The sequence below is a fragment of the Legionella nigrisilvae genome, assembly GCF_977063395.2.
This window is the reverse complement of the sequence record NZ_CDRUGZ020000011.1, coordinates 174,616-194,751: the sequence shown is the minus strand read 5'-3', so window position 1 is coordinate 194,751 and position 20,136 is coordinate 174,616. Positions and strand designations below refer to the sequence as shown.

The following is a 20,136-nucleotide window of genomic DNA, read 5'->3' as shown; positions in this document are numbered from 1 at the left end:
TTTCGATGCCAATTTATGAATACCAATGTTCAAGTTGTAATCATCATTTTGATTTGATGCAAAAAATTAGTGATGAGCCAGTTAAACAGTGTCCTGTATGTTATAAAGATACTGTAATTAAGCTTATTTCAGCTGCAGGCTTTCAACTTAAAGGTACTGGTTGGTACGCTACTGATTTTAAAAATAAAAACAGTAAACCTCCGGAGACTACCGCTAAAGATGAGAGCACTGCTTCTACGGAGAAGACGAAAGAGACTTCTTCGTCTAAAACTACTCAAGATGGTGACAAAAAGTGAAAACAAAGTCATTAAGAAGCTATTTACTCGCTGGATTGGTGGTATGGTTACCCATACTCATTACCATAGGAGTATTGCGCTTTATTATTGACTTACTTGACAATACCCTAGCTTTAATTCCTAAAGCCTATCAGCCTGAGCAGCTCATTGGGCATTATATTCCAGGTTTTGGAGTGATCTTATCGCTGCTCATTTTATTGATCACAGGGGTTGTTGCCACTAATTATTTTGGACAACGATTAGTAGAATGGGGAGAATCCATTCTTATCAAAATTCCTTTAGTCCGCTCAATTTATAAAGCAGTAAAACAAGTAATTAATGCGGTATTATCTACAAATAGCGAGGCCTTCCGTAAAGTAGTTTTAATTGAGTATCCACGTAAAGGATTATGGAGTATTGCCTTTCAAACAGGTGCAGGAAATACTTCGATAAATAATAAAACAAAAGATGAAATGATATCTGTATTTATACCTACTACTCCTAACCCTACTTCAGGCTTCCTCATAATGACTCCTAGAAGTGATGTAATTGAGTTAGATATGAGTATTGATGAAGCACTGAAATTTATAATTTCTTTAGGAGTAATGCCGCCTGCATCAGAGGCAGCGTTAGCAAACAATTTGTAAAAATTTAAATAGGCGGTTTTATATGCGTACACACTACTGTTTGGGCGTCGATGAGTCAAGTTTAGGTAAAGAGGTTGTCGTATGTGGCTGGGTACATCATCGTCGAGATCATGGTGGTGTGATATTTCTTGATGTTCGCGATAGCTCAGGTTTATTGCAAGTAGTGTATGAACCAGAAAATAAAATATCTTTTTCTGACGCAGAAAAATTACGTTCTGAATTTGTGGTTCGTATCACAGGAATTGTACGTAAAAGACCAGAAGGAATGATTAATGATGCAATGGCCACTGGTAAGGTAGAGGTGGTTGGCACAAAGCTGGAAATACTTAATCAGTCACCGACACCACCATTCTTACCTGATGATTTCCAAGTTGTGAATGAAGATTTACGTTATAAGTATCGCTACATTGATTTGCGTCGCCCTTCAATGAAACATAAATTATTGATACGTCATCAGTTAAACAGCTGTATTCGAAATTATCTCAATCAGTATGGTTTCCTTGATATTGAAACACCAATGCTTACAAAAGCTACTCCAGAAGGGGCTCGTGATTATCTTGTTCCTTCTAGAGTACACCCTGGATCTTTTTATGCGTTACCTCAATCTCCACAGCTCTTTAAGCAGTTATTAATGATTTCGGGGTTTGATAAGTATTATCAGATCGTTCGTTGTTTTCGTGATGAAGATTTACGCGCTGATAGACAACCTGAGTTTACACAGCTTGATATTGAAATGGCTTTCATAGATGAGGAAAGCATTTTAAATCTCATTGAAGGGTTATTAAAAACTGTATTTAAGCAAGTTCTTAATGTAGAGCTACCCGAAAAGTTACGTAGAATGTCTTATGCTGAAGCGATGCGACGTTTCGGTAGTGATAAGCCAGATTTACGCAATCCTTTAGAGTTAATTGATGTTGCGGATTTAGTAAAAGACTGTGATTTTAAAGTGTTTTCTGCTGCCGCTAATGATTCAGAATCACGAGTGATTGCTTTACGATTACCTGGTGGATGTGACCTAAGTAGAAAAGATCTCGATGATTATGGTCGTTTTGTAGGAATTTATGGTGCTAAGGGCCTTGCTTACATAAAGGTAAATAATCTTGACGAAGGCATGGCCGGACTACAATCGCCTATTTTAAAGTTTCTATCTGATGAATCTGTACAAGCCATATTGAAACGCACAGAAGCTAAAACGGGCGATGTTATTTTCTTTGGTTCGGATAAAAGTCATATTGTTAATGAATCTATGGGAGCACTAAGAATTAAATTAGGCCATGATAGAAAGCTACTCAGAGAGGGTTGGGAATTATTATGGATTGTTGATTGGCCCATGTTTGAAAGAGACTATGAAAATAACAAATTGAATCCTATGCATCATCCATTTACTTCCCCTAAGGATCTATCACCTGAAAATCTACGTGCTAATCCAACCCATACATTAGCAAAAGCTTATGATATAGTAATTAATGGTTATGAGATCGGTGGGGGCTCCATACGCATTCATCAATCGGATTTACAAAAGGCAGTTTTTGAATTGCTTGGAATTAATGAGCAAGAAGCTCAGGAAAAGTTTGGCTTTTTACTGGATGCCTTGCAATATGGTGCGCCACCACATGGTGGTATTGCTCTTGGTATCGATCGCCTTGCAATGTTACTTACAGACTCAACATCAATTAGAGATGTTATTGCTTTTCCTAAAACTCAAACAGCATCGTGTCTTTTAACGAGTGCGCCATCACCTACGGGTAATGCACAATTAAATGAATTAGGAATAAGACTTGCTCCAACTACGCAGACTAAAACGAGTTAGAAACTTAGCTAAACTCGTAAAAAACATGATTATCCCTGCAAAATCAGGGATCTATTCTCCTATGGGTACAAGAGCTAACTTGGAAGAAAATCTTTGTACTCTTAGGGGTAATTTTTTCTTAAGAAAAGTCAACTCATCAATGATAAGTCGTATCTCTTTGGGCTTTTTATTTTGTTTACTTTTTTCGGCTTCCTTTGCTACGCCTGCACCAATGAAAAAGCAGGCTACTTTTTCTGAATATTTAACTCAAGAAAAAATACATTTAATAACTGCTATTCAAGATGCAAAACAAACAATACAGCTAAAAAGCGAGAAAGAGTTTAGCGCTAAGATGAAGTTGGTCTCGGCGATACATTCAATGACTCAAGTTAAAATTGAAAGCCTAGAAAGTTTCTTAGAACATCAAAATAAAGAACAAAACTATCTTAATCAACGTTTAAAACAGCTTCAACAGATGCCTCTGGATAAAGAGAATACGACCATACCTGAACGTGTAGAGAGAGTAGAAAATTTAATCAATATTAACAAACAAACAACCCAACTTATTACTGAAAATTTAAAACTTGCTAAAGAATATCAATCCGCTTTAGATGATGAGATAAAACATTTGGAGTCTTGGCATTCGAATTTTGTGCTAGAACAAAAACTAGTACGGATTAAGTCGCTCAAAGAGCAACTTAATAAACGTTTAAGTACGCTTTATGACACCAACGTTAATGTAAATAATCAACCCGATAAACGATCTAAGACATCACCAAAACTTCTAGCAGCAGACTATGAAGCAATGTTGTTGATTAATAATCAAAATATTGCAGCAATTCAAAACCAGTTAAATGCTTTAAATATACAAAAGACAGTGGTTAAAGGGGATATGGTTTATCTTAAAAATCCAGATACCAAAAATTTGCAGCTTATCACAGAGATTTATAAAGATGCCTTAAATCAATACGCTAAAATTGAAAAGTCGATACAGCACATCCAAAATTTTCTGAATAAAGAAACAAGACTTGTAGTAGCCCCAACGTTAAAGAAATCAATAAGCACTTTACAAAATACTTTAGCGCAACAAGTTAATGAAGCCAATATACAAAAACAACTTTTACTTAAGAGCTTGTCTGATTATCAAGCTCAGCTTAAAACCCTCATATCTTCACGCCAAACACTTGCTGACTATAGTTTTAGCAGTTGGCCAATTATTCTAAAGAAAATAGTAGCTATTCCAGGTTTGTTTTATAAATACCTAAAAACATTAAGCGTAAAAGTTTATGACAGTTATTTGTGGTTAAGTACTGTATCCATGGTTATCTTGTGGGGTGGATTTGCGCTGATTGCTGGGTTTTTCTTTTTGATAAGCCGTATTTTAAAGATTATTCGAAGAGACAAAGAGCGGTCCCGTCTAACAGGTTACCTGTATGATGGCGTTTTAGTTCTCATACAAAGAAATCTCCCTTATTTTTGTATCGTTTCAATGCTCTGGGCATTACTTTACGTAACCCATATTTCTTTTTCAAATTACCAATTGCTGTTTAAATTAATTGCGGTGTGGTTCACTTTTAAGATATTAATTTTAATAGCACGTTTGGTGTTATTGGAACGAATTACAGACTCCTCAGGTAAGGATGTTAAACTTTATTATCGTTTGAAATGGTTATTACTATTCGGTGGTTGGACCACCGCATTAATGACTATCGGCCATTTATTACCCTTATCGATATTGCTTCAAGATATATTTAATCGTTTATTTATGCTCTTTATTTTAACCGTCTCTCTGGTTATATGGAAAAGTAAAGATGTTATTCCCTATCTTCTGCGACCTTTATTCAAGAGTCAGAAAAGATATGTTAGTAACGCTATTTCATTATTGGTTATTCTAGTACCGCTTACATTACTAACTACGGGCGTAATAGGGTTATATGGATTTATCGGTTTAGCATGGAGCCTTAGTCAATATCTTGCTTATGCATTACTGGTACTCGTAGGATACATCATTGCTAGAGGTTTGTTATTCGATGCATTGGAGTTATTTTCTGAATTGATGATCTCTTCATTACGTAACGGATGGTTATGGGTGGAAGTTTTTTTAAAGCCCTTAGATAATATTTTACGAATTTTACTATTAATAGCGAGCATTCATGTTCTATTCCAATTATTTGGTTGGAATTCTGATTCCTTAGTTATGATCAACTTAGGTAAATTTGCTCAATATACCATTGTGAATATCCCAGGGATCCACGTTACGGTGACAAGCACCCTGGAATTTCTTATTTTACTTGCAGTGTGTGTTTGGGCTTCTAAATGGACGCGCGAATTTTGTTATCGCTGGTTGTATAAAAACGTCAAAGATGCAGGAATACGTAACAGTCTTTCTGTTTTTACCCAGTACGCGATTATACTTTTAGGTGGTTTTGTTTCTCTCCACGTACTTGGATTTGATTTTAGTGGTATGTCCATGATTATTGGAGGTCTTGCTGTAGGCATGGGGTTTGGTTTACGTGATTTTGCAAGTAATATTGTAGGTGGTCTTATGTTGCTTGTAGAAAGACCTGTACGCGAGGGTGACTTGGTAACTATAGGTGAGCATGAAGGGCGTGTTGCCCATATCGGCATTCGTTCTATGAGGGTTTGCTCTTGGGATAATATGGAAGTTCTGATCCCTAACGCAGAAACATTTAATAAACCATTTACTAACTGGACCCACCAGGACGGTATTGTCAGAACAGTTATACCAATAAAAGTGAGTCGCTCTGATGATCCAGTAATAGTCAAACAATTGATAGAGGATATCTTGGCTACAACCCCAGAAATTGTTAGTGATCCTCCGGCTCAAGTTTTTCTTAAGAAAATTGATGAAGCATTGCTTGAATTTGAAGCACGATATTTTATCAATGTTCAAATTCATACCCGGTTTGAAGTACGATCTAAAGTATTATTTGCTATTATGACTCAATTCAAAGCCGCAAATATTAGACCTCCAATTGAACCACTCGCTATTGAAATTAAAGAAGGCCATGTTGACCTCAGTACAAAAAAACAGACCGCCGAAAACTGAAGCGGAATTGCTTGAACGTTGCAATTCTATTGCGGGCCTTAGTTTTGCACAATTAGGTTTGGGTTTAGAGTTGTTAATTCCGGCTTATCCTAATCAACGAAAAGGGTGGGTTGGTCAAGCTATTGAGTTGGCGTTGGGCACCGACGCCCAGAATAAATCAGTACCTGATTTTCAAGCTTTAGGCATAGAATTAAAAACACTTCCTCTAAATAACTCTGGAACACCTACAGAATCCACGTTCATTACTTCCATTCCGTTGCTTACTATTCATAAACAGCAATGGAAATCTTCTCAATGCTATGCCAAATTAAAACGAATTTTATGGGTTCCGGTAGAAGGGGATAAAGATATTCCTTATTCGCAGAGAAGGATCGGACAAGGTTTTTTATGGTCACCCGATGATGCAGAGGAGCGTATTTTAGCAGAGGATTGGAATTATCTATCATTTCAAATCAGTAGCGGGAATATTCAGACACTCGATGCAAAATCCGGAGAATATTTGCAGGTGAGACCCAAGGCTGCCCATGGAAAATCATTATGTTATGGTTATGATGTTTATGGAAATAAAATCAAAACATTACCGCGCGGATTTTATTTAAGAAGCCGTTTTACCGCAAAAATTTTAACCTTCTCTATGGATCTTATTAGAGAAAAGGGAGTTAATTCAAAATAACCCAATTGTATGCTGCGGGTTTATTTAGTGGGACTTGGTCCATGTTCTGTACTAGCGTCATCTCTCCTTAGTGTATCAATGATTTTTTTAGCATTAGTGGTCGATTTTATAGACCCATCGGGAACTGCTTTAGGTAAATATGGAGATCCGCTGGGTTCACCTTTTTGAGCTAAAGCACCATTCATCATGTTATTCAGAGACTCAGAGTTTAGTGATTTATTATGATGCAATGTTACAATTTCTTCAGCCAGTCTTTTTGAGTTTTTAGTTCCACGCAACAAGCTCCAAACCACATTACGAGATAGAATATCACAATTACTAAGTGCTACAATTGCTTCACAAATTAACTTATTAGAGCTGAAATTGAACTTTTTGACTGGCTCTTTTGTTGCAGGATTTTGTTCGTGCCATAAAAAAGCGAGTTGTAAAGCTATTATTGCCTTGTGTTTGTTTTGTTCTGAAGCTCCTTTGTTTTCAACTTTAGAGAGTTTTTTTAACTCATCTAAAACACTCATCGCATCTTGATGCTTTGGATTAGAACCTAAAAATTTATTCACCCTCTCTTGATCAATAAAATTAGTCTCTTTAACTTCGGGTTTCGAAGTATATTTCACTCTCTCTAATAAAGCTTGATAAGAATTTCTACCTGAAATAAATTGGGCCGATTTTGACAAGTAATGGCTTCCGTATGAAATTTCAAATTCTTCTGCTTTCGTTAGAGGGGGCTTATTCATACTTAAGTTCTTTAATGCAATTAATAATCCTGCAAAAATAACTTGTTCTTGTTTGTTAAATGGTTGTCCATTTTTCTTATTTAGAAATGAGGTCGTAAACATAAATAGTTCATCTCTTGTAAATCTGCTTGAAAGATATAATTGGGAAATTTGAATCAGCGTATCAACTTTATCTGAGGCATTTGGGGAAAGTCGATCTACCGATGAAACCGTGGATAAGGTTGAGCCAAAATGCCCAAAGCTATCGCGATTTGGGAAATTTGAGCTTGCTGCTTTTTTCAATTTAGGAGAATCTGCGATGACGAAAAAATACAATTCATTTAAATCATTTAACATATCCTTATAATAAATTTCCTTTTGTTTATAATTATCCAAGTTAGCAAAAAAATTTCTGAATAAAGCTCCATTTTCAAAATGTTGTTCTTTGATTTTTTCTAAGTAGTATCCACTGTGTTCATGCATAAAGCTTGCAATCACCATATCCAGATGATTTTCTAAATCATCTTTTGCTTTTTGCTCAAACTCATCAATAATTTCTGGTGAAAAAGAACCATCGCCACACACACCATAAACCACGCCGCCTTGCACTTGATCGGTATGAGCCAAGCCAAATTTTTGATAACTCTCATAACATATAATTGATAATGTCCCGTTGTTGACTAATTTTTTTATATCCTCATCCAGTTTTAAATTTTTATGCAATCCGGTAGTAACATCAACAACTATTGATATAGGTTTTTCAAGATCTTGTTTCCCTTTCATCAATTGATTTCTTATAAAAAGATTTAAATCTATTCCTGCATGAATCCCATCTGGATTTACAATCGGGCCCGTGGAGACATGATAGATATCTGCAATTTCATCTGTTTCATTTTCCTCTTTGGTGGGTAAAAATTTATTAAATTCAAAATACTTTGATCCGATAGTCTTGATAACTGGTTTTTTTCCTTCTGGAAGCTTCATCTTCTTGGCCAAATCCATTGCTACCATAAAAGCATGGGTACCTGCCATAGCAGGCGCAGCAATCATTCTATAAGATTTGTCTGGCTCATAGTTTAAAGCAAATGATGAAATAACATTTTTCTCAATGGATTTTTTGAAATTACTGTATTCTACAACGGAGATGTCGTTCTCTAGGGCTTTGTTAAGCAATAGAGATATTTCATGAGTTATGGCATAAACAGAAAAGGAGAAACGTTCATAATTATAAGTATAAAACTTTGTTCCAAAGCTTAAAAATAGAGCTATGCGTTGAACTGCTTCTGAATCAATCTCAGTTTCGGGTAACGCGGAGATCATTCTATGTAAACAAGAAGCTAACAATCTATTTGGATTATTTTTTTTGATTGCCATTCTAAATAAACCAAGCATTATGTCGCTTTCTTTTAGGTCTTTAATAGTGTTTGGCATTGTGGTTAACAACCTTGCCATTGTGGATGTATCAATTTCTTCTTCTTTGGGGGATACTCCCTCTGGGGACTCTTCCTCAATAGACTCTAGATTCATAGAGACCTCTTCTGGAGGCTCTTCTTCTTTAGAGAGATATTTTGTATGAAGTTTAGCTAATTCCCAGGGCGAAGCAATTAATCCAGCAGATTGAATTTTACTCAGAATTTCATCACGTTTTCTTAAATCTATTTGTACTATCCCTATATTTTCACCTTCTTTTTTATGTATTTTAATAAAAGGTAAGTGTTCGGGAGCTAAATAATTTGTTAATAGATCATCGATAGATGCATTATTTACTAAAATTATAGGCACGTATACATTCTTTTTATAATCGATCTCAGTAACAAAAATTTTTATAATATCATCAATTGCTTTTCCCTGTAGTTTGTCATCTCTGTGATAGTAACGTTCTGTTGGCCAATCAGGATGTTGTGTTACTGGAAAGTTGCTATCATTTTTTACGGCAGCTATTGTTTTTCCATACATCATTTTGGCAAGTAGATTACTTTCACTATCGACTAAGGTAGGATCTTGTCTATCAAGCATTTTCCAATAGGCTTTTGTTCCTTCCGCAGAATAGAATTCTTTAGTTAATAAGTAAGTTCGCCAAATTCTTTGTATTGTTATGGATGCTTCGGTTTGGGTGTCTGATACTTGAGCTTTTTTCTCTTCTTCAGAAGATATTTTTATAACTTCTTCGCTGCCTTGAGAGGATACTTCAGAAGGAGTATTCCGTATAGTTGGAATATGCATTTCATGATTTTTAATAAACGCAAACAACTTTTCGAGGACTTTACCTTGCTCTTTATTTAATTTCTTATCTTGTATATATTTAATTACTGGCTTAAAAAAGCCCATACGATATGAATACATTTTGGTACAAAATAGAATCAATATAAATATATTATAGACACTTGGATTAAAATTTTATTAATTTGGTGTGGAAGTGATATTTGAATGATCTGGAATAGGAAATTGGATATTCTTTTGTGCGAATCAGAAGCTCTAAGCTTAAGGTGTTCCAGAGGTGCTCATTTTGTAATAAAGGGGGTAAGAATAGCTCTTAACAGCGGTGTACACTGCGTATTTGCTTTGTAGATGTCTAAATTAAAAAACCCCGATTACTTAGAGTATCCCGGGGTAATTGAAAATACTATTTACTATTCCGATTTTGAGTGTCCAAAGGTTAGTGCCGAAGGCAACATTTCTCTTATCTGGTCCACAGGTTGTTTTACTTTAGCGACTAAAAGTTCTCTAAAATGGGCATCTGTTGCGAAATAACGAATGGCGCTTTCTACCCCTTTATATACCCCTACATCAAGTTCTCGCCTTTCTACGCTAGCCTTTAAATCTTGAAGACGATTGAGATCCACATCAGGCTTAGATGATGAAAAGAGGGAATAAGCACTGTAGAAACTACTCCAAATAGAGGTTTTAGTTTCCTCAGTTGCAGTTACTTTTTTCCATACTAGCATAAACTCATTGGAGCATAATGGAGCCATTAATTTGATCATGCGTTGGATATCTGGATTAGAGAGGGTGCTGGTATTATCAGTGCCATCATATTCAGCCTGATTTTTTTTCAAACACCAGTTGTAAATAGTTTTCATTTCATCAAGTTGGCTATGAAAATTGGCTAGACTAAAATTTTGGAGAATATAGCCAGCTGCTCCACAGTAAAGAAACATACTTAGAAAGTAATTTGCAAACTCAGGAATTGGTAGAAGGAATCCTGCGAGCCAGGAGCCGCCCCAAGCCGTCAGTCCGGTACTCATTCCTTGGAAAAGGTACATTAGATTGGCATTGTATTCAAAGTCATTAATATATTTTCTAAGTGCTATTTGCTGTTCTTCGTCGTTTGAGTTATACGGTTTGGAAGTTAATAATTTTAAAGCGTCCGCACGCTCTTTTTTTGATTTTTCAACAGCGGTCATTCCATCAACTGTAAGTGTCCCCACAATACTCTCCTTGAAAAATTACAATAAAAATCCCTTTTCATCCTACCTGAAAAAACATGATTTGTGCTATTGCTTTTTATAAAAAATCTATTTGTTATAATTGTGGAGATTTTTGAGCGATTGAAAATCCAAAGATAAGTAGAATTAGAATTGAGTTATATAAAGTGGGGATACAATAAAAAAGACCTCCCAAGGCTTCATAGATTTTATTTGACAAATTAATTAATTATAACTAACCTTGAATTGTGCAATGCAACATAAGGAGATGCTAATGAAAAATGAATTTTTTGAGCAAAAATTATTTAACAATTTTGATGCTCCGATGCAAAAACTCATGGAGCTCAATGTTAAAATGATGCAGAACTTATCTTTAATGAAACCTGTGGATTTATTGAGCCTAAAAAGACCAGAGGACTTTTTTGAAAAAAATATGGAATTGTTCATTCAAAATAGTCATATGACTTTAGAGTATATGCGAGAAACATTTAATATTCTTGAAGGTCATTGGTTAAATGTCTCTAGAAATTTGGATCAAAATACTAAAAAAATGATGAGTGAGTCTTCTAATCTTATGCAAAAGAGTACCCAAGAAGCATCTACCGCAGTTAAGTCTGCTGTGAAGAAGGGTTCCTCTGCTATGAAAAAAGCTACTTCAACTGCAAAGAAAGCGGTATCCGGTAATAATAAAGCGGCTTCCGCTTCGCCTGCAAAAAAGGGTACGCCTACTGCTAAAAAATCATCAGTGAAAAAAGTAAGTTCCAAAAAAAATACTAAGCTAGCGACAAGTAAGGCATCTCCTGCTTCAAAAAATCAGGAAGCTAAAAGTAATCCTCAAAAATCAACCGCACTACATGGTAAAGAAGCAATGGAAAAAAATGCTCCAAAGAGCACTAACGCAGTTGATAAAAATATGCCAAAACTAGGCAGCTTGCCTGAAAAAAGTAATCTTAACATCCAAAATATGGGTAAAAGTAATCCCATGCCAAATCACTAAGAATAAAAGAGCTCTCTCCTTATAGTAAGAGCTCTTATATAATTATTTAAGCTGTTTTATTCTAAGATTCCTTGTTTCTGAATCTCATCTTTAAAATATTTGATCAAAAATGTTTTTGTGAGTTTGGGGTTTTTAGTATTTTCTCTGATGAACTCAACTATAAAACCACATTTTTTGTAAAACTCAGGAGCTTGGAATGCGCTAGTGACCAGGTTTATATTATTAAAGCCTTTGCCTTGAAATTGATCTTCAAGTGCTTGCAGTAATCTTTTGCCATAACCTTTACCACGATGTTGATGATGTACCCACATATCATCAATGTAAATCTCAGCAAATGCAGTGAATGCATTGAGGACACCACATACTTGTTGATTTTCATCTCTTAAAATGAGGCAAAAAGTTTTATAATTAACATCGATTCCTTTACTGGTTTCATATGCTACCATATCTTCTTGCATAAGTTTTGCTACATCAGCGGGTAGGGAGTTATGAAATTCTATAGTGGTTTGATTTTTTTGCATGAATGAACTCTTATTTTTATTCTTAAGTAATCATTTATTAAAGTCAGGCAGTACAGTTTGCAATTCTTTTGCCAAAAAGTACAGGAGTAAGTCATTTCCCTGAGCAGCCCCAATTTGTATGGAGACTGGAAGTTGATGATGCATCATGACCGGAATGGTCATTGCTGGCAGGCCTGCCTGATTAAATAATGAGGTGAATGGAGAAAATTCAACATTTTTTTGTAAATAATTCTCGAACTCATCATCAGTTCTTAACTCGCCGATTAGTAAGGGAAGTTGGGCCAGAGCAGGGGTTAATATTATATCCGAGTAATTTAATAACCGATGGAGTGGCTGAGTAAGTTGGTATAAACGCGCTTTTGCTATAAGATACTCATAGGCTGAAAGGGCTTGTCCACGCTGGTAAAACTCCCAAGTTACGGGTTCAAGTTCATTATGTGTTGCCTTTCTTCCTAATTGAATCTCTTGTAATTTAATTACTGAATATGTATTAGCAGCGATAAGAGTAAGTACGCAATTACCGATGGCATCAAGGTCCAGAATTAATTTTTTTTTCTGAACCGTATGTCCCATTTTTTTTAATGCTTGTTCCACTAAATTTACTGCTTCAAGGCATGGCTCTGCAACAGGTACTGAGGCAAAAACACCATCGAGATAAAGAATATTTAATGGCTTTTTATTCGGTTGATGCAGAAGAATTCGTGAACGATCTGCTAATTGATTAAATAATGCTTCCGAATCTCTAAGAGATCGCGTTAAAACAAAATTAACCGCCAAACCAGACCACAATTCATTTGTCAAAGGGCCTGTGGGTGTTAAACCGGTTGTCGGCTTAAACCCAAACAAACCACAACATGCAGCAGGAATTCTAATGGAGCCTCCACCATCGCTTGCTGTAGCAACTGGTGCAATACCCGCAGCAACCGCAGCTGCAGAACCTCCCGAAGAACCACCAGACGTTCTATTGTGGTCATAGGGATTACGACAGGGACCCAATAAAAAAGATTCTGTAACATAGGAAAGACCTAACTCAGGTGTGTTAGTTTTGGCTATGGGTATAAAACCTAATGAAATCATTTTACTCACTAGATCACTAGTGAACTGAGCAATATTGTTAGCAAAAAATCGTGATCCTTCGGTGCTACGGGTTCCTACAAGGGGTTGTCCTAAATCTTTAATTAATAAAGGAACACCATAAAAGGGCTCCTTACCACTAAGATTCGCGAGAGATTTCTTTGCAAAATCAGAACAATCAGTAACAATTGCATTGAGTGTGGTATTTACTTCATTTATTCGGGAGCGAGCGCAATTTATAGCCTCATCGGGACTAATTTCACGTGCTTTAATTCGTTTTGCAAGTTCAATTGCATCACAGTTAAGATATTCTTTTAATAACATGAAAATACCTTTTTATCCTAAAAAATTCAGGAACAACGAACATTATTCCTGAATTAATTGTTTCATGCAGATTATTCTTTATGGCAGTTTTTAAATTTTTCTTCCATTTTTGCTTCCATCTTTTTCATTTTATTTTGCAGTTCTGTTTTTTGTTGTGTATTAAGTACGCCAAAAATTTGATTTTTCGCGGTGATTTTGGCTTTCATCATATCCCCAATCAGTTTTGTTTTCTTATCAATTAAATCGTCTACTGTAGATTGATCCATATTGGCTGATTGAGCTTGTTGATTTATTTGTCGACTTAAATTCATCATTTGCTCCGCATCATTTTTCATTGAGGTTTTAAGCTGGTCTAAAATAGGTTTTATTTTAGCCTTTTGGCCGTCATCAAGTTTTAGTGATTCAACCATGCTTTTAAATCCCTCTCCACAACCTCCAGAATGTGCCAATACAACTGGACTTAGTACCAGTGTAAATGCAAATACAGCGGTTTGTATAATTTTTTTATACATGATACGTACCTTCCTTAGTTAAATGGTAAAATCATAAGTTAGTATAGATGTTCTAAACTTATTTTTGTTAACTTTAAGTGAGCAGGATGAAAAAAAAATCTTTTGAGCCACAACTTGTACAGGCAACACTTGAAGATTACCCAACCATCCAAAACATGGCTCGTTTCTATGTGTACGACATGTCAAAAGAATGCGGATTTAATTCTACTGATTGGAATATTCCAGCGGATGGTTTGTACGAATGTTTTGATTTTAAAGAGTATTTTGTAAATGAAACTCGAAAAGCTTATAAAGTTTTAATCGATGGGGAGCTTGCCGGATTTGTTCTCTTAAACCATGAAGTAAAGTTTCCTAAAACCGATTGGAATATGGGTGAGTTTTTTATTCTAGGAAAATTTCAAAAAAAAGGAGTAGGAAGGGCGGTTGTGGAAAAAGTTTTTAAGCTTCATCCAGGACACTGGGAAGTTTCTGTGATTCCAGAAAATCAAATAGCATATAGATTTTGGCACAAAACCATTTCTGAATATACAAAAGATCAATACGCGGAGGAGGTTATAATCATTGATTATGATCCTTCGCAACCCAAACGAATTTTGTTTATTTTCTTTTTGTAAAATTATTATCCGCTATTCTAACTGCGGCTGCTCTTGGGTAGAAGATGTATGCAAAAGAAATAGTAATACATGAATATCGTTCATTCTATAAATAAATTAATAGTTAAACGATATTCATTCTTTTTTGATGTTCAAATTATCTATGCTTCTTCAGCTCCTACAGTTGCATTACCCATACTATAGGAATGCGCTCCTGTTCCAGCGAGTCTGCCTTGATCGACAATAAGATAAACATCACGGATAGGGCGACCCTCTAACCAACATTCCAAAATTTCACGTGTTCCGGCCGCGTAGCGAGCTTGCGCGGATAAGGAAGTTCCTGAAATGTGAGGAGTCATGCCATGATGAGGCATGGTGCGCCAAGGATGGTCTTTTGGAGCGGGCTGTGGGAACCATACATCACCTGCATAGCCTGCCAGTTGCCCATTTTCACACGCTCTTACAATCGCTTCGCGATTACATATTTTTCCTCGAGCGGTATTGATTAGATAAGAGCCACGTTTCATTTTATTAATCAATTGCTCATCAAATAAATTTTCAGTCTCTGGTGTTAAAGGGCAGTTAATAGTCACTACATCACAGGTTTCAACAAGGGATTCAATACGATTATGAAAAACCAATCCCAATTCTTTTTCGGTTTTCTCAGACAATCGATGGCGATCTGTATAATGTAATTTAACATCAAAAGGTTTTAAGCGTTTCATCACCGCCAAACCGATACGTCCACATGCGACAGAACCCACCGTCATTCCTTCCAGATCGTAGGAACGCGTGACACAATCCGCAATATTCCAACCTTTTTGGATAACCCACTGATGAGCAGGCAAATAATTACGCACCAAAGAAAGAATCATCATGACCACATGCTCTGCAACGCTTATACTGTTTGAATAAGTCACTTCTGCAACGGTGATGTTCTTTTCTTTAGCAGCTTGTAAGTCTACATGATCCGAACCAATACCTGCCGTGATTACTAATTTCAATTTTTTGGCTTTAGCAATCCGATCGGAAGTTAAATAAGCGGGCCAAAAGGGTTGAGAAATCACTATATCAGCGTCGGGTAATTCTCTTTCAAAAATTGAATTTGGTCCCTCTTTATCAGAAGTAACAATAAATTGATGGCCTTGAGCTTCAAGAAATTCACGCAATCCCAGTTCACCAGATACCGAACCAAGTAGAGTTCCAGGTTTAAAATCAATATGTTTAGGAGTAGGTACTATTTGCCCATCAGGATAGTGTTCTATTTTAGGAAGGATATCCCGCGCATAATGTTTTGGATATCCATTAATTGGGTCGTCATATAAAACGCAAAGAATTTTAGCCATACATTTGTCCTTAAATAAAATGGTTAATGAAATCGCCGCGTTTCAATGTACTTGACGCGGGATGAAGGAAAGCTTATTTATTATCTAAAATTTATTTATATTAAATTAAAGAATCAAAGATAATGAATTTATTCTGATTACTTGTAAACTATTATCATGTATTTAATTTTTAAGTTAAAAGAAGAAATTAATTGGACACTGTTTTTTAGAAAAAATTTAGATTATCAAAGCCAAAAGTAATTGAAAAATAGTCTGACTTTGACAAAAAAATACGAATCTTCTCGGTATCAAAAAATATCTTGCTGAATAGGCATGTAAATTCACTATAGGACGACGCACTACCCGAACGGATATAGGCAAAGAAAATGGGCTGAGATACAATCAGTGTTTGCTAGTTGATAATAATCTAAGAAATATAGCACGACTATTCTAAAAGTTATCGAAAGGGGAGGTAGTTCCTACGTATGAGTGATAATTTCAAAATCGAATTTGCAAATACCTTACGCGGATTTGCGGCATTATCGGTTGTTTTATCCCATTATTTAAGTACTTTTTGGTACAAGAGGGATTCGATCGCTCATCTAATTAATGCGCCACTTCTATCTCCTGAAACACATAGTATACCAACATTTATTACCTGGTTTAATTGCTTCCCTCTTTTCGATTGGGGTTCTTTTGGAGTAGGGTTATTTTTTATTATCAGTGGTTTTGTTATTCCTTTTTCACTCCATCGAAGGAGTGGCCTAGAATTTTGCATAAGCCGTTGTTTTCGTATCATTCCAACCTACATGCTAGGGTTTAGCATTACTTTATTGGCTTTATTTTCATGTGCGAGATATTTTTCTGCAGTTTTGCCTTACTCGATTCACGAAGTGTTAATTCATTTCATTCCCGGCCTTCGCGATCTTCTTGGTTCGAGAAATATAGATACCATTGTCTGGACTTTAGAAATAGAAATGAAATTTTATCTTATAGTAGCACTCTCAATTGCCTGGTTTCGTAGTTATTCACTAAAGATTTTCCTTATACCCACAGCTTTTTTTCTTTTGTCATGTTATGTATCGCACATGATTCCAGTGTGGGCTATGAATCATTTAGTTGCCTTCATCCAGGCAGAAATCTACATGATGTCATCACCTTATATAATTTTCATGTTTATCGGAGTTGTTTTTCATTATTTATACAGTGATAAAATATCCTCTGATTTGGGGTATTTGTTAATAAGTACCTTATTTTTTATGTTTTGCATTGCCTGGCGGGTTGGGCCTTATTCAGAAAATTTAATATTGGCTTGGAGCTATGCATTGGCTTTATTAATGTTCATGTTCGCTTATATATTTCCTCATTTTTTTAAAGCAAACCCCATATTTAATTTTTTAGCTGATGTGAGTTATCCCTTGTATATTATTCACAGCATTGTGGGTTACAGTCTCCTGCGCATTATGTTGGATAGGAATTTTAATATTGAGCTTGCATTATGTGTGGTTATGTTTATTTCCATCCTATTATCTTGGTTCCTACATCTAATTATTGAGCGGCCTTCGCAAGCGTTTGGGAAAAAAATTGCAGAAAGATTAGATTCTCACTTCTCAAAGTTCCCTTTTTTTATAAAGAAGTGGGGTAAGTCATTGCGATTACAATCTTCAAGAAATTAACTTGGGAGTAGTATGTCAGCTTATGAAACTATTTTAACTAAGCAAGAAAAAAAATGGATCTTAGAGAGACGTATAACAAGACTTGCTGACAATAAAGAAGTACAAATATACCCCATGGGAGCAGAGCGCTACTTATCATCCGCTTTGGCCGGAAATCAAAAAAAAAGATATGATATACGACCCCATATTGAAGGAAAAAATGTTTTAGTCATTCCAGCATATGGAACTAGCAGTTTTTTATTCGCATTTGCGGGCGCTAAATCTGTGACTGCTTATGACAAAGATCCAGTAACGATTGCATGGATGAAAGCATTTAAGAAATACTATCTTTATCGTGAATATGATACTCAAGGAAATGCATTACCATCAGTCGGCGAATTATTTGACGCACTCACATGTTGGTACCCACCCTTGATCAATCTATCACAGGGAAAACTTGTTAATTTTTTATTCTGGACTATTCAACCCAATTTATTACGGAGAGCCTATATACACTATATGGTGGGATTGGTTCAACGAGCCGTTCAATCCATAAATCAAACGAATTATGAATTGGATAAAAACATTCAGTTTCAGGTGGGAACCATAGATAAAATACAAGAACAGACTTTTGATACCGCCTTTGTTCCGTATCTTTTAGGGGTTGAGAATGGAATTGAACAAGAAAAGGACATCGTGGATTTTATGCGGAAAATAGTCAAAATCGTTCCTGATGGGTTTATCCTAGTGACTCCTTCTAGAAATACAAAAGAGCATTACATTATTGGACGGAGTTATTTTGTAACTACGGATTACGCTGATATTCAGGCGATTCCTGAACTCAAAACATATGTTATTGCTAGAGATAAGTACTGGTTTCGTACCCAAGGGTTGGCTATATTTGGAGCAACTCATAATTCATCTACGTTCTAATTGTAGACTGGTGTATTGATAAAAAGTGGTAAAGATTTCACAAGAAGAAAGTTTGATAATCTCGGAATTGTATAATTTAAGAACAATTTATCGCATTTAATGATTTAAAATGTCTCAATCTAAAACCGAAAAGCCTCTCGCAACTTCCAATATAGAACATGTAAGAAAGACAGCTAATATAACACAAGTAGATGTGGCTACAGTTAAAAGTAATGGTTCTCCTATAATTCATAGCTTTGGAGGTAGTGACAGAAATAAGAATATACGTTTCGGAGCTGCCTCTCTTAGTAAACCTGTTTTTGCTTACCTCGTGTTAAAGCTCGTAGAGGCGGGCAAGTTAACTCTTGATATGAAAGGACTTAATAATATTTTGTCATTTAAAGTCTTTTGCGACCAACATGGCTTTAAATGGAAGAACGATAAAGAAATTAGTGAAAAAGATATAGCACGTATTAATGCAATTACACCTGCCATGATTCTCTCTCATAAAACGGGTTTTGATTTAAGTCGAACAAACGAAGCAAACCATCAATTTGAACCTGGCCAAGAATATTATAGGTATTCAGGATTGCCACTATTCTATTTGCAAAAAGTGATTGAAAAACTTCATGAACCACAATTGGCTTTAATGCTGGATCATATAGAATCTTTTGAAGAAAACACGCTCTATTTTTCGCTCACCCCTCCCAGTTTAAGGTATACATTTATTGATATAAATGGTGTAGGTATATCAGGTGTCATTGACTTAAAAGCTCTTAATTGTGAACTTCAAAGTCTTTCTGATGTTCAGGAACTTAACCCATACCATGATAAAATATTCAAAGAATTAGCCAGGCGTGGCCATAACACCCATCTTGATGTGCTTGCCAGGAAATATGTATTTGAGCCTTTACATATGAATAATAGTAGTTTTGGGAATAGACCATGCTCAGCAAACAGTTTAACTACTACAGCTGAAGATTATGCACTTTTTGTACAATCCTGGATGTGTGATGAGAAATTACAATATGCATTTAATCCACAAATACGTATGACTCAGGATCCTTGGGCAAAAGAGATGGTGCCTGATAAAAACGATTTGAACTATGTAGCTGAGTGTTTGGGCTTCCAACTTGAAATAGATAACAAAGGCAAACCGCTTACAGCGTTTAAGACAGGGGATATGGGGCCCTGGAGAGGGTGGGTAGCCGTAGATTTAAGTGCTGATTTAAAGGATCGGAGAGCAACGGTTTATTTTGCAAAAGGCCCTGGCAATGATGGGAATGGACATGTGCTTGCAGAGACTCTAATAAAACCCTATTTTCAATTAGAGCATGCGTTTAAGTGGTTTAAAGAGAAATATGGTTTTGCCACAGATCTTGAAGAAAATTGGCAAGAAAAACAGCAGGAGCGCTTTGACCGAGTGGAGTATTGTTTGGAATCTTTAGCTGGTTTACATGCAAGTGAAACAGATTGGGCTGCAGAGGAGCATGAATTTGAAGCTAATAAAGGAAAATACATGCAATCTTCTGGCGAGGAATGTATTCATGAGTACAGAGAATTCCTGAAACAGCTAAGAGAAAATCATTCCGATTGTTCTATGACTCGGAGTTTAGAGTTTAAATAAACAT

General features: G+C 35.8%; 16 protein-coding genes. 10 read left to right on the top strand and 6 right to left on the bottom strand.

What is annotated here, in order from left to right; all coding sequences use genetic code 11:
• Positions 1–5: 5 nt before the first annotated feature.
• The 5 genes from ACWTE2_RS00885 to mutH all read left to right on the top strand — a co-directional run bounded on the left by ACWTE2_RS00885 (position 6) and on the right by mutH (position 6,454).
• Complete coding sequence (locus ACWTE2_RS00885) at positions 6–296, top strand: FmdB family zinc ribbon protein (RefSeq protein ID WP_182390694.1); 291 nt, start codon at positions 6–8, stop codon at positions 294–296.
• Positions 293–922 (top strand): DUF502 domain-containing protein, encoded by a 630-nt coding sequence (locus ACWTE2_RS00880; RefSeq protein WP_182390693.1) that lies wholly within the window; start codon positions 293–295, stop codon positions 920–922. Before ACWTE2_RS00885 ends, ACWTE2_RS00880 begins: the two co-directional genes overlap by 4 nt.
• A 22-nt stretch (positions 923–944) precedes the next feature.
• Positions 945–2,732 (top strand): aspartate--tRNA ligase, encoded by a 1,788-nt coding sequence (gene aspS, locus ACWTE2_RS00875; RefSeq protein WP_454783764.1) that lies wholly within the window; start codon positions 945–947, stop codon positions 2,730–2,732.
• A 139-nt stretch (positions 2,733–2,871) separates the two neighbouring features.
• Positions 2,872–5,781, top strand: coding sequence for a mechanosensitive ion channel domain-containing protein (locus ACWTE2_RS00870; RefSeq protein ID WP_454784421.1), 2,910 nt, complete (start codon positions 2,872–2,874; stop codon positions 5,779–5,781).
• Positions 5,741–6,454 carry a DNA mismatch repair endonuclease MutH gene (gene mutH / locus ACWTE2_RS00865; RefSeq protein WP_454783763.1) on the top strand — a complete coding sequence of 238 codons (714 nt, stop codon included), beginning with the start codon at positions 5,741–5,743 and terminating at the stop codon, positions 6,452–6,454. Before ACWTE2_RS00870 ends, mutH begins: the two co-directional genes overlap by 41 nt.
• A gap of 20 nt (positions 6,455–6,474) precedes the next feature.
• Here the strand turns inward: mutH and ACWTE2_RS00860 are convergent, their stop codons facing one another.
• Together ACWTE2_RS00860 and ACWTE2_RS00855 are read right to left on the bottom strand one after the other, a co-directional pair.
• Positions 6,475–9,510, bottom strand: a complete 3,036-nt coding sequence (locus tag ACWTE2_RS00860; RefSeq protein WP_454783762.1) for a hypothetical protein — start codon at positions 9,508–9,510, stop codon at positions 6,475–6,477.
• Between the two features lie 287 nt (positions 9,511–9,797).
• The gene (locus ACWTE2_RS00855; protein ID WP_454783761.1) at positions 9,798–10,595 is read right to left on the bottom strand and encodes a hypothetical protein; all 798 of its coding nucleotides are present in this window, start codon (positions 10,593–10,595) and stop codon (positions 9,798–9,800) included.
• Between the two features lie 271 nt (positions 10,596–10,866).
• Between ACWTE2_RS00855 and ACWTE2_RS00850 the strand changes: the two genes are divergently transcribed.
• Positions 10,867–11,589, top strand: a complete 723-nt coding sequence (locus ACWTE2_RS00850; RefSeq protein ID WP_454783760.1) for a hypothetical protein — start codon at positions 10,867–10,869, stop codon at positions 11,587–11,589.
• A 56-nt stretch (positions 11,590–11,645) separates the two neighbouring features.
• Here the strand turns inward: ACWTE2_RS00850 and ACWTE2_RS00845 are convergent, their stop codons facing one another.
• The 3 genes from ACWTE2_RS00845 to ACWTE2_RS00835 all read right to left on the bottom strand — a co-directional run bounded on the left by ACWTE2_RS00845 (position 11,646) and on the right by ACWTE2_RS00835 (position 14,020).
• Entirely contained in the window at positions 11,646–12,110 is a 465-nt protein-coding gene (locus ACWTE2_RS00845) for a GNAT family N-acetyltransferase (RefSeq protein WP_454783759.1), read from the bottom strand.
• A gap of 30 nt (positions 12,111–12,140) precedes the next feature.
• Positions 12,141–13,508 carry an amidase gene (locus ACWTE2_RS00840; protein WP_454783758.1) on the bottom strand — a complete coding sequence of 456 codons (1,368 nt, stop codon included), beginning with the start codon at positions 13,506–13,508 and terminating at the stop codon, positions 12,141–12,143.
• Between the two features lie 71 nt (positions 13,509–13,579).
• Positions 13,580–14,020, bottom strand: coding sequence for a Spy/CpxP family protein refolding chaperone (locus ACWTE2_RS00835; protein WP_454783757.1), 441 nt, complete (start codon positions 14,018–14,020; stop codon positions 13,580–13,582).
• A gap of 86 nt (positions 14,021–14,106) precedes the next feature.
• On the opposite strand from ACWTE2_RS00835, the gene ACWTE2_RS00830 reads away from it, so the two are divergent.
• Positions 14,107–14,634 (top strand): GNAT family N-acetyltransferase, encoded by a 528-nt coding sequence (locus ACWTE2_RS00830; RefSeq protein ID WP_454783756.1) that lies wholly within the window; start codon positions 14,107–14,109, stop codon positions 14,632–14,634.
• Positions 14,635–14,774: 140 nt separating this feature from the next.
• On the opposite strand, the gene ACWTE2_RS00825 is transcribed toward ACWTE2_RS00830, so the two are convergent.
• Positions 14,775–15,959 carry an NAD-dependent formate dehydrogenase gene (locus ACWTE2_RS00825; protein WP_454783755.1) on the bottom strand — a complete coding sequence of 395 codons (1,185 nt, stop codon included), beginning with the start codon at positions 15,957–15,959 and terminating at the stop codon, positions 14,775–14,777.
• A 464-nt stretch (positions 15,960–16,423) separates the two neighbouring features.
• Between ACWTE2_RS00825 and ACWTE2_RS00820 the strand changes: the two genes are divergently transcribed.
• The 3 genes from ACWTE2_RS00820 to ACWTE2_RS00810 all read left to right on the top strand — a co-directional run bounded on the left by ACWTE2_RS00820 (position 16,424) and on the right by ACWTE2_RS00810 (position 20,132).
• The gene (locus ACWTE2_RS00820; protein ID WP_454783754.1) at positions 16,424–17,614 is read left to right on the top strand and encodes an acyltransferase family protein; all 1,191 of its coding nucleotides are present in this window, start codon (positions 16,424–16,426) and stop codon (positions 17,612–17,614) included.
• Positions 17,615–17,626: 12 nt separating this feature from the next.
• Entirely contained in the window at positions 17,627–18,526 is a 900-nt protein-coding gene (locus ACWTE2_RS00815; RefSeq protein WP_454783753.1) for an ABC transporter permease, read from the top strand.
• 109 nt (positions 18,527–18,635) lie between these two features.
• On the top strand, positions 18,636–20,132 hold the full coding sequence (locus ACWTE2_RS00810; protein ID WP_454783752.1) for a serine hydrolase: 1,497 nt from the start codon (positions 18,636–18,638) through the stop codon (positions 20,130–20,132).
• The last annotated feature ends 4 nt before the right edge of the window (positions 20,133–20,136 follow it).

Excerpts from the sequence above, each read along its gene's own strand:
- ACWTE2_RS00870 (WP_454784421.1), top strand. The coding sequence starts at position 2,872 with ATGATAAGTCGTATCTCTTTGGGCTTTTTATTTTGTTTACTTTTTTCG.
- ACWTE2_RS00835 (WP_454783757.1), bottom strand. The coding sequence starts at position 14,020 with ATGTATAAAAAAATTATACAAACCGCTGTATTTGCATTTACACTGGTA.
- aspS (WP_454783764.1), top strand. The coding sequence starts at position 945 with ATGCGTACACACTACTGTTTGGGCGTCGATGAGTCAAGTTTAGGTAAA.
- ACWTE2_RS00845 (WP_454783759.1), bottom strand. The coding sequence starts at position 12,110 with ATGCAAAAAAATCAAACCACTATAGAATTTCATAACTCCCTACCCGCT.
- ACWTE2_RS00830 (WP_454783756.1), top strand. The coding sequence starts at position 14,107 with ATGAAAAAAAAATCTTTTGAGCCACAACTTGTACAGGCAACACTTGAA.
- ACWTE2_RS00885 (WP_182390694.1), top strand. The coding sequence starts at position 6 with ATGCCAATTTATGAATACCAATGTTCAAGTTGTAATCATCATTTTGAT.
- ACWTE2_RS00810 (WP_454783752.1), top strand. The coding sequence starts at position 18,636 with ATGTCTCAATCTAAAACCGAAAAGCCTCTCGCAACTTCCAATATAGAA.
- ACWTE2_RS00860 (WP_454783762.1), bottom strand. The coding sequence starts at position 9,510 with ATGTATTCATATCGTATGGGCTTTTTTAAGCCAGTAATTAAATATATA.
- ACWTE2_RS00840 (WP_454783758.1), bottom strand. The coding sequence starts at position 13,508 with ATGTTATTAAAAGAATATCTTAACTGTGATGCAATTGAACTTGCAAAA.
- ACWTE2_RS00850 (WP_454783760.1), top strand. The coding sequence starts at position 10,867 with ATGAAAAATGAATTTTTTGAGCAAAAATTATTTAACAATTTTGATGCT.
- ACWTE2_RS00815 (WP_454783753.1), top strand. The coding sequence starts at position 17,627 with ATGTCAGCTTATGAAACTATTTTAACTAAGCAAGAAAAAAAATGGATC.
- ACWTE2_RS00825 (WP_454783755.1), bottom strand. The coding sequence starts at position 15,959 with ATGGCTAAAATTCTTTGCGTTTTATATGACGACCCAATTAATGGATAT.
- mutH (WP_454783763.1), top strand. The coding sequence starts at position 5,741 with ATGTTGACCTCAGTACAAAAAAACAGACCGCCGAAAACTGAAGCGGAA.
- ACWTE2_RS00820 (WP_454783754.1), top strand. The coding sequence starts at position 16,424 with ATGAGTGATAATTTCAAAATCGAATTTGCAAATACCTTACGCGGATTT.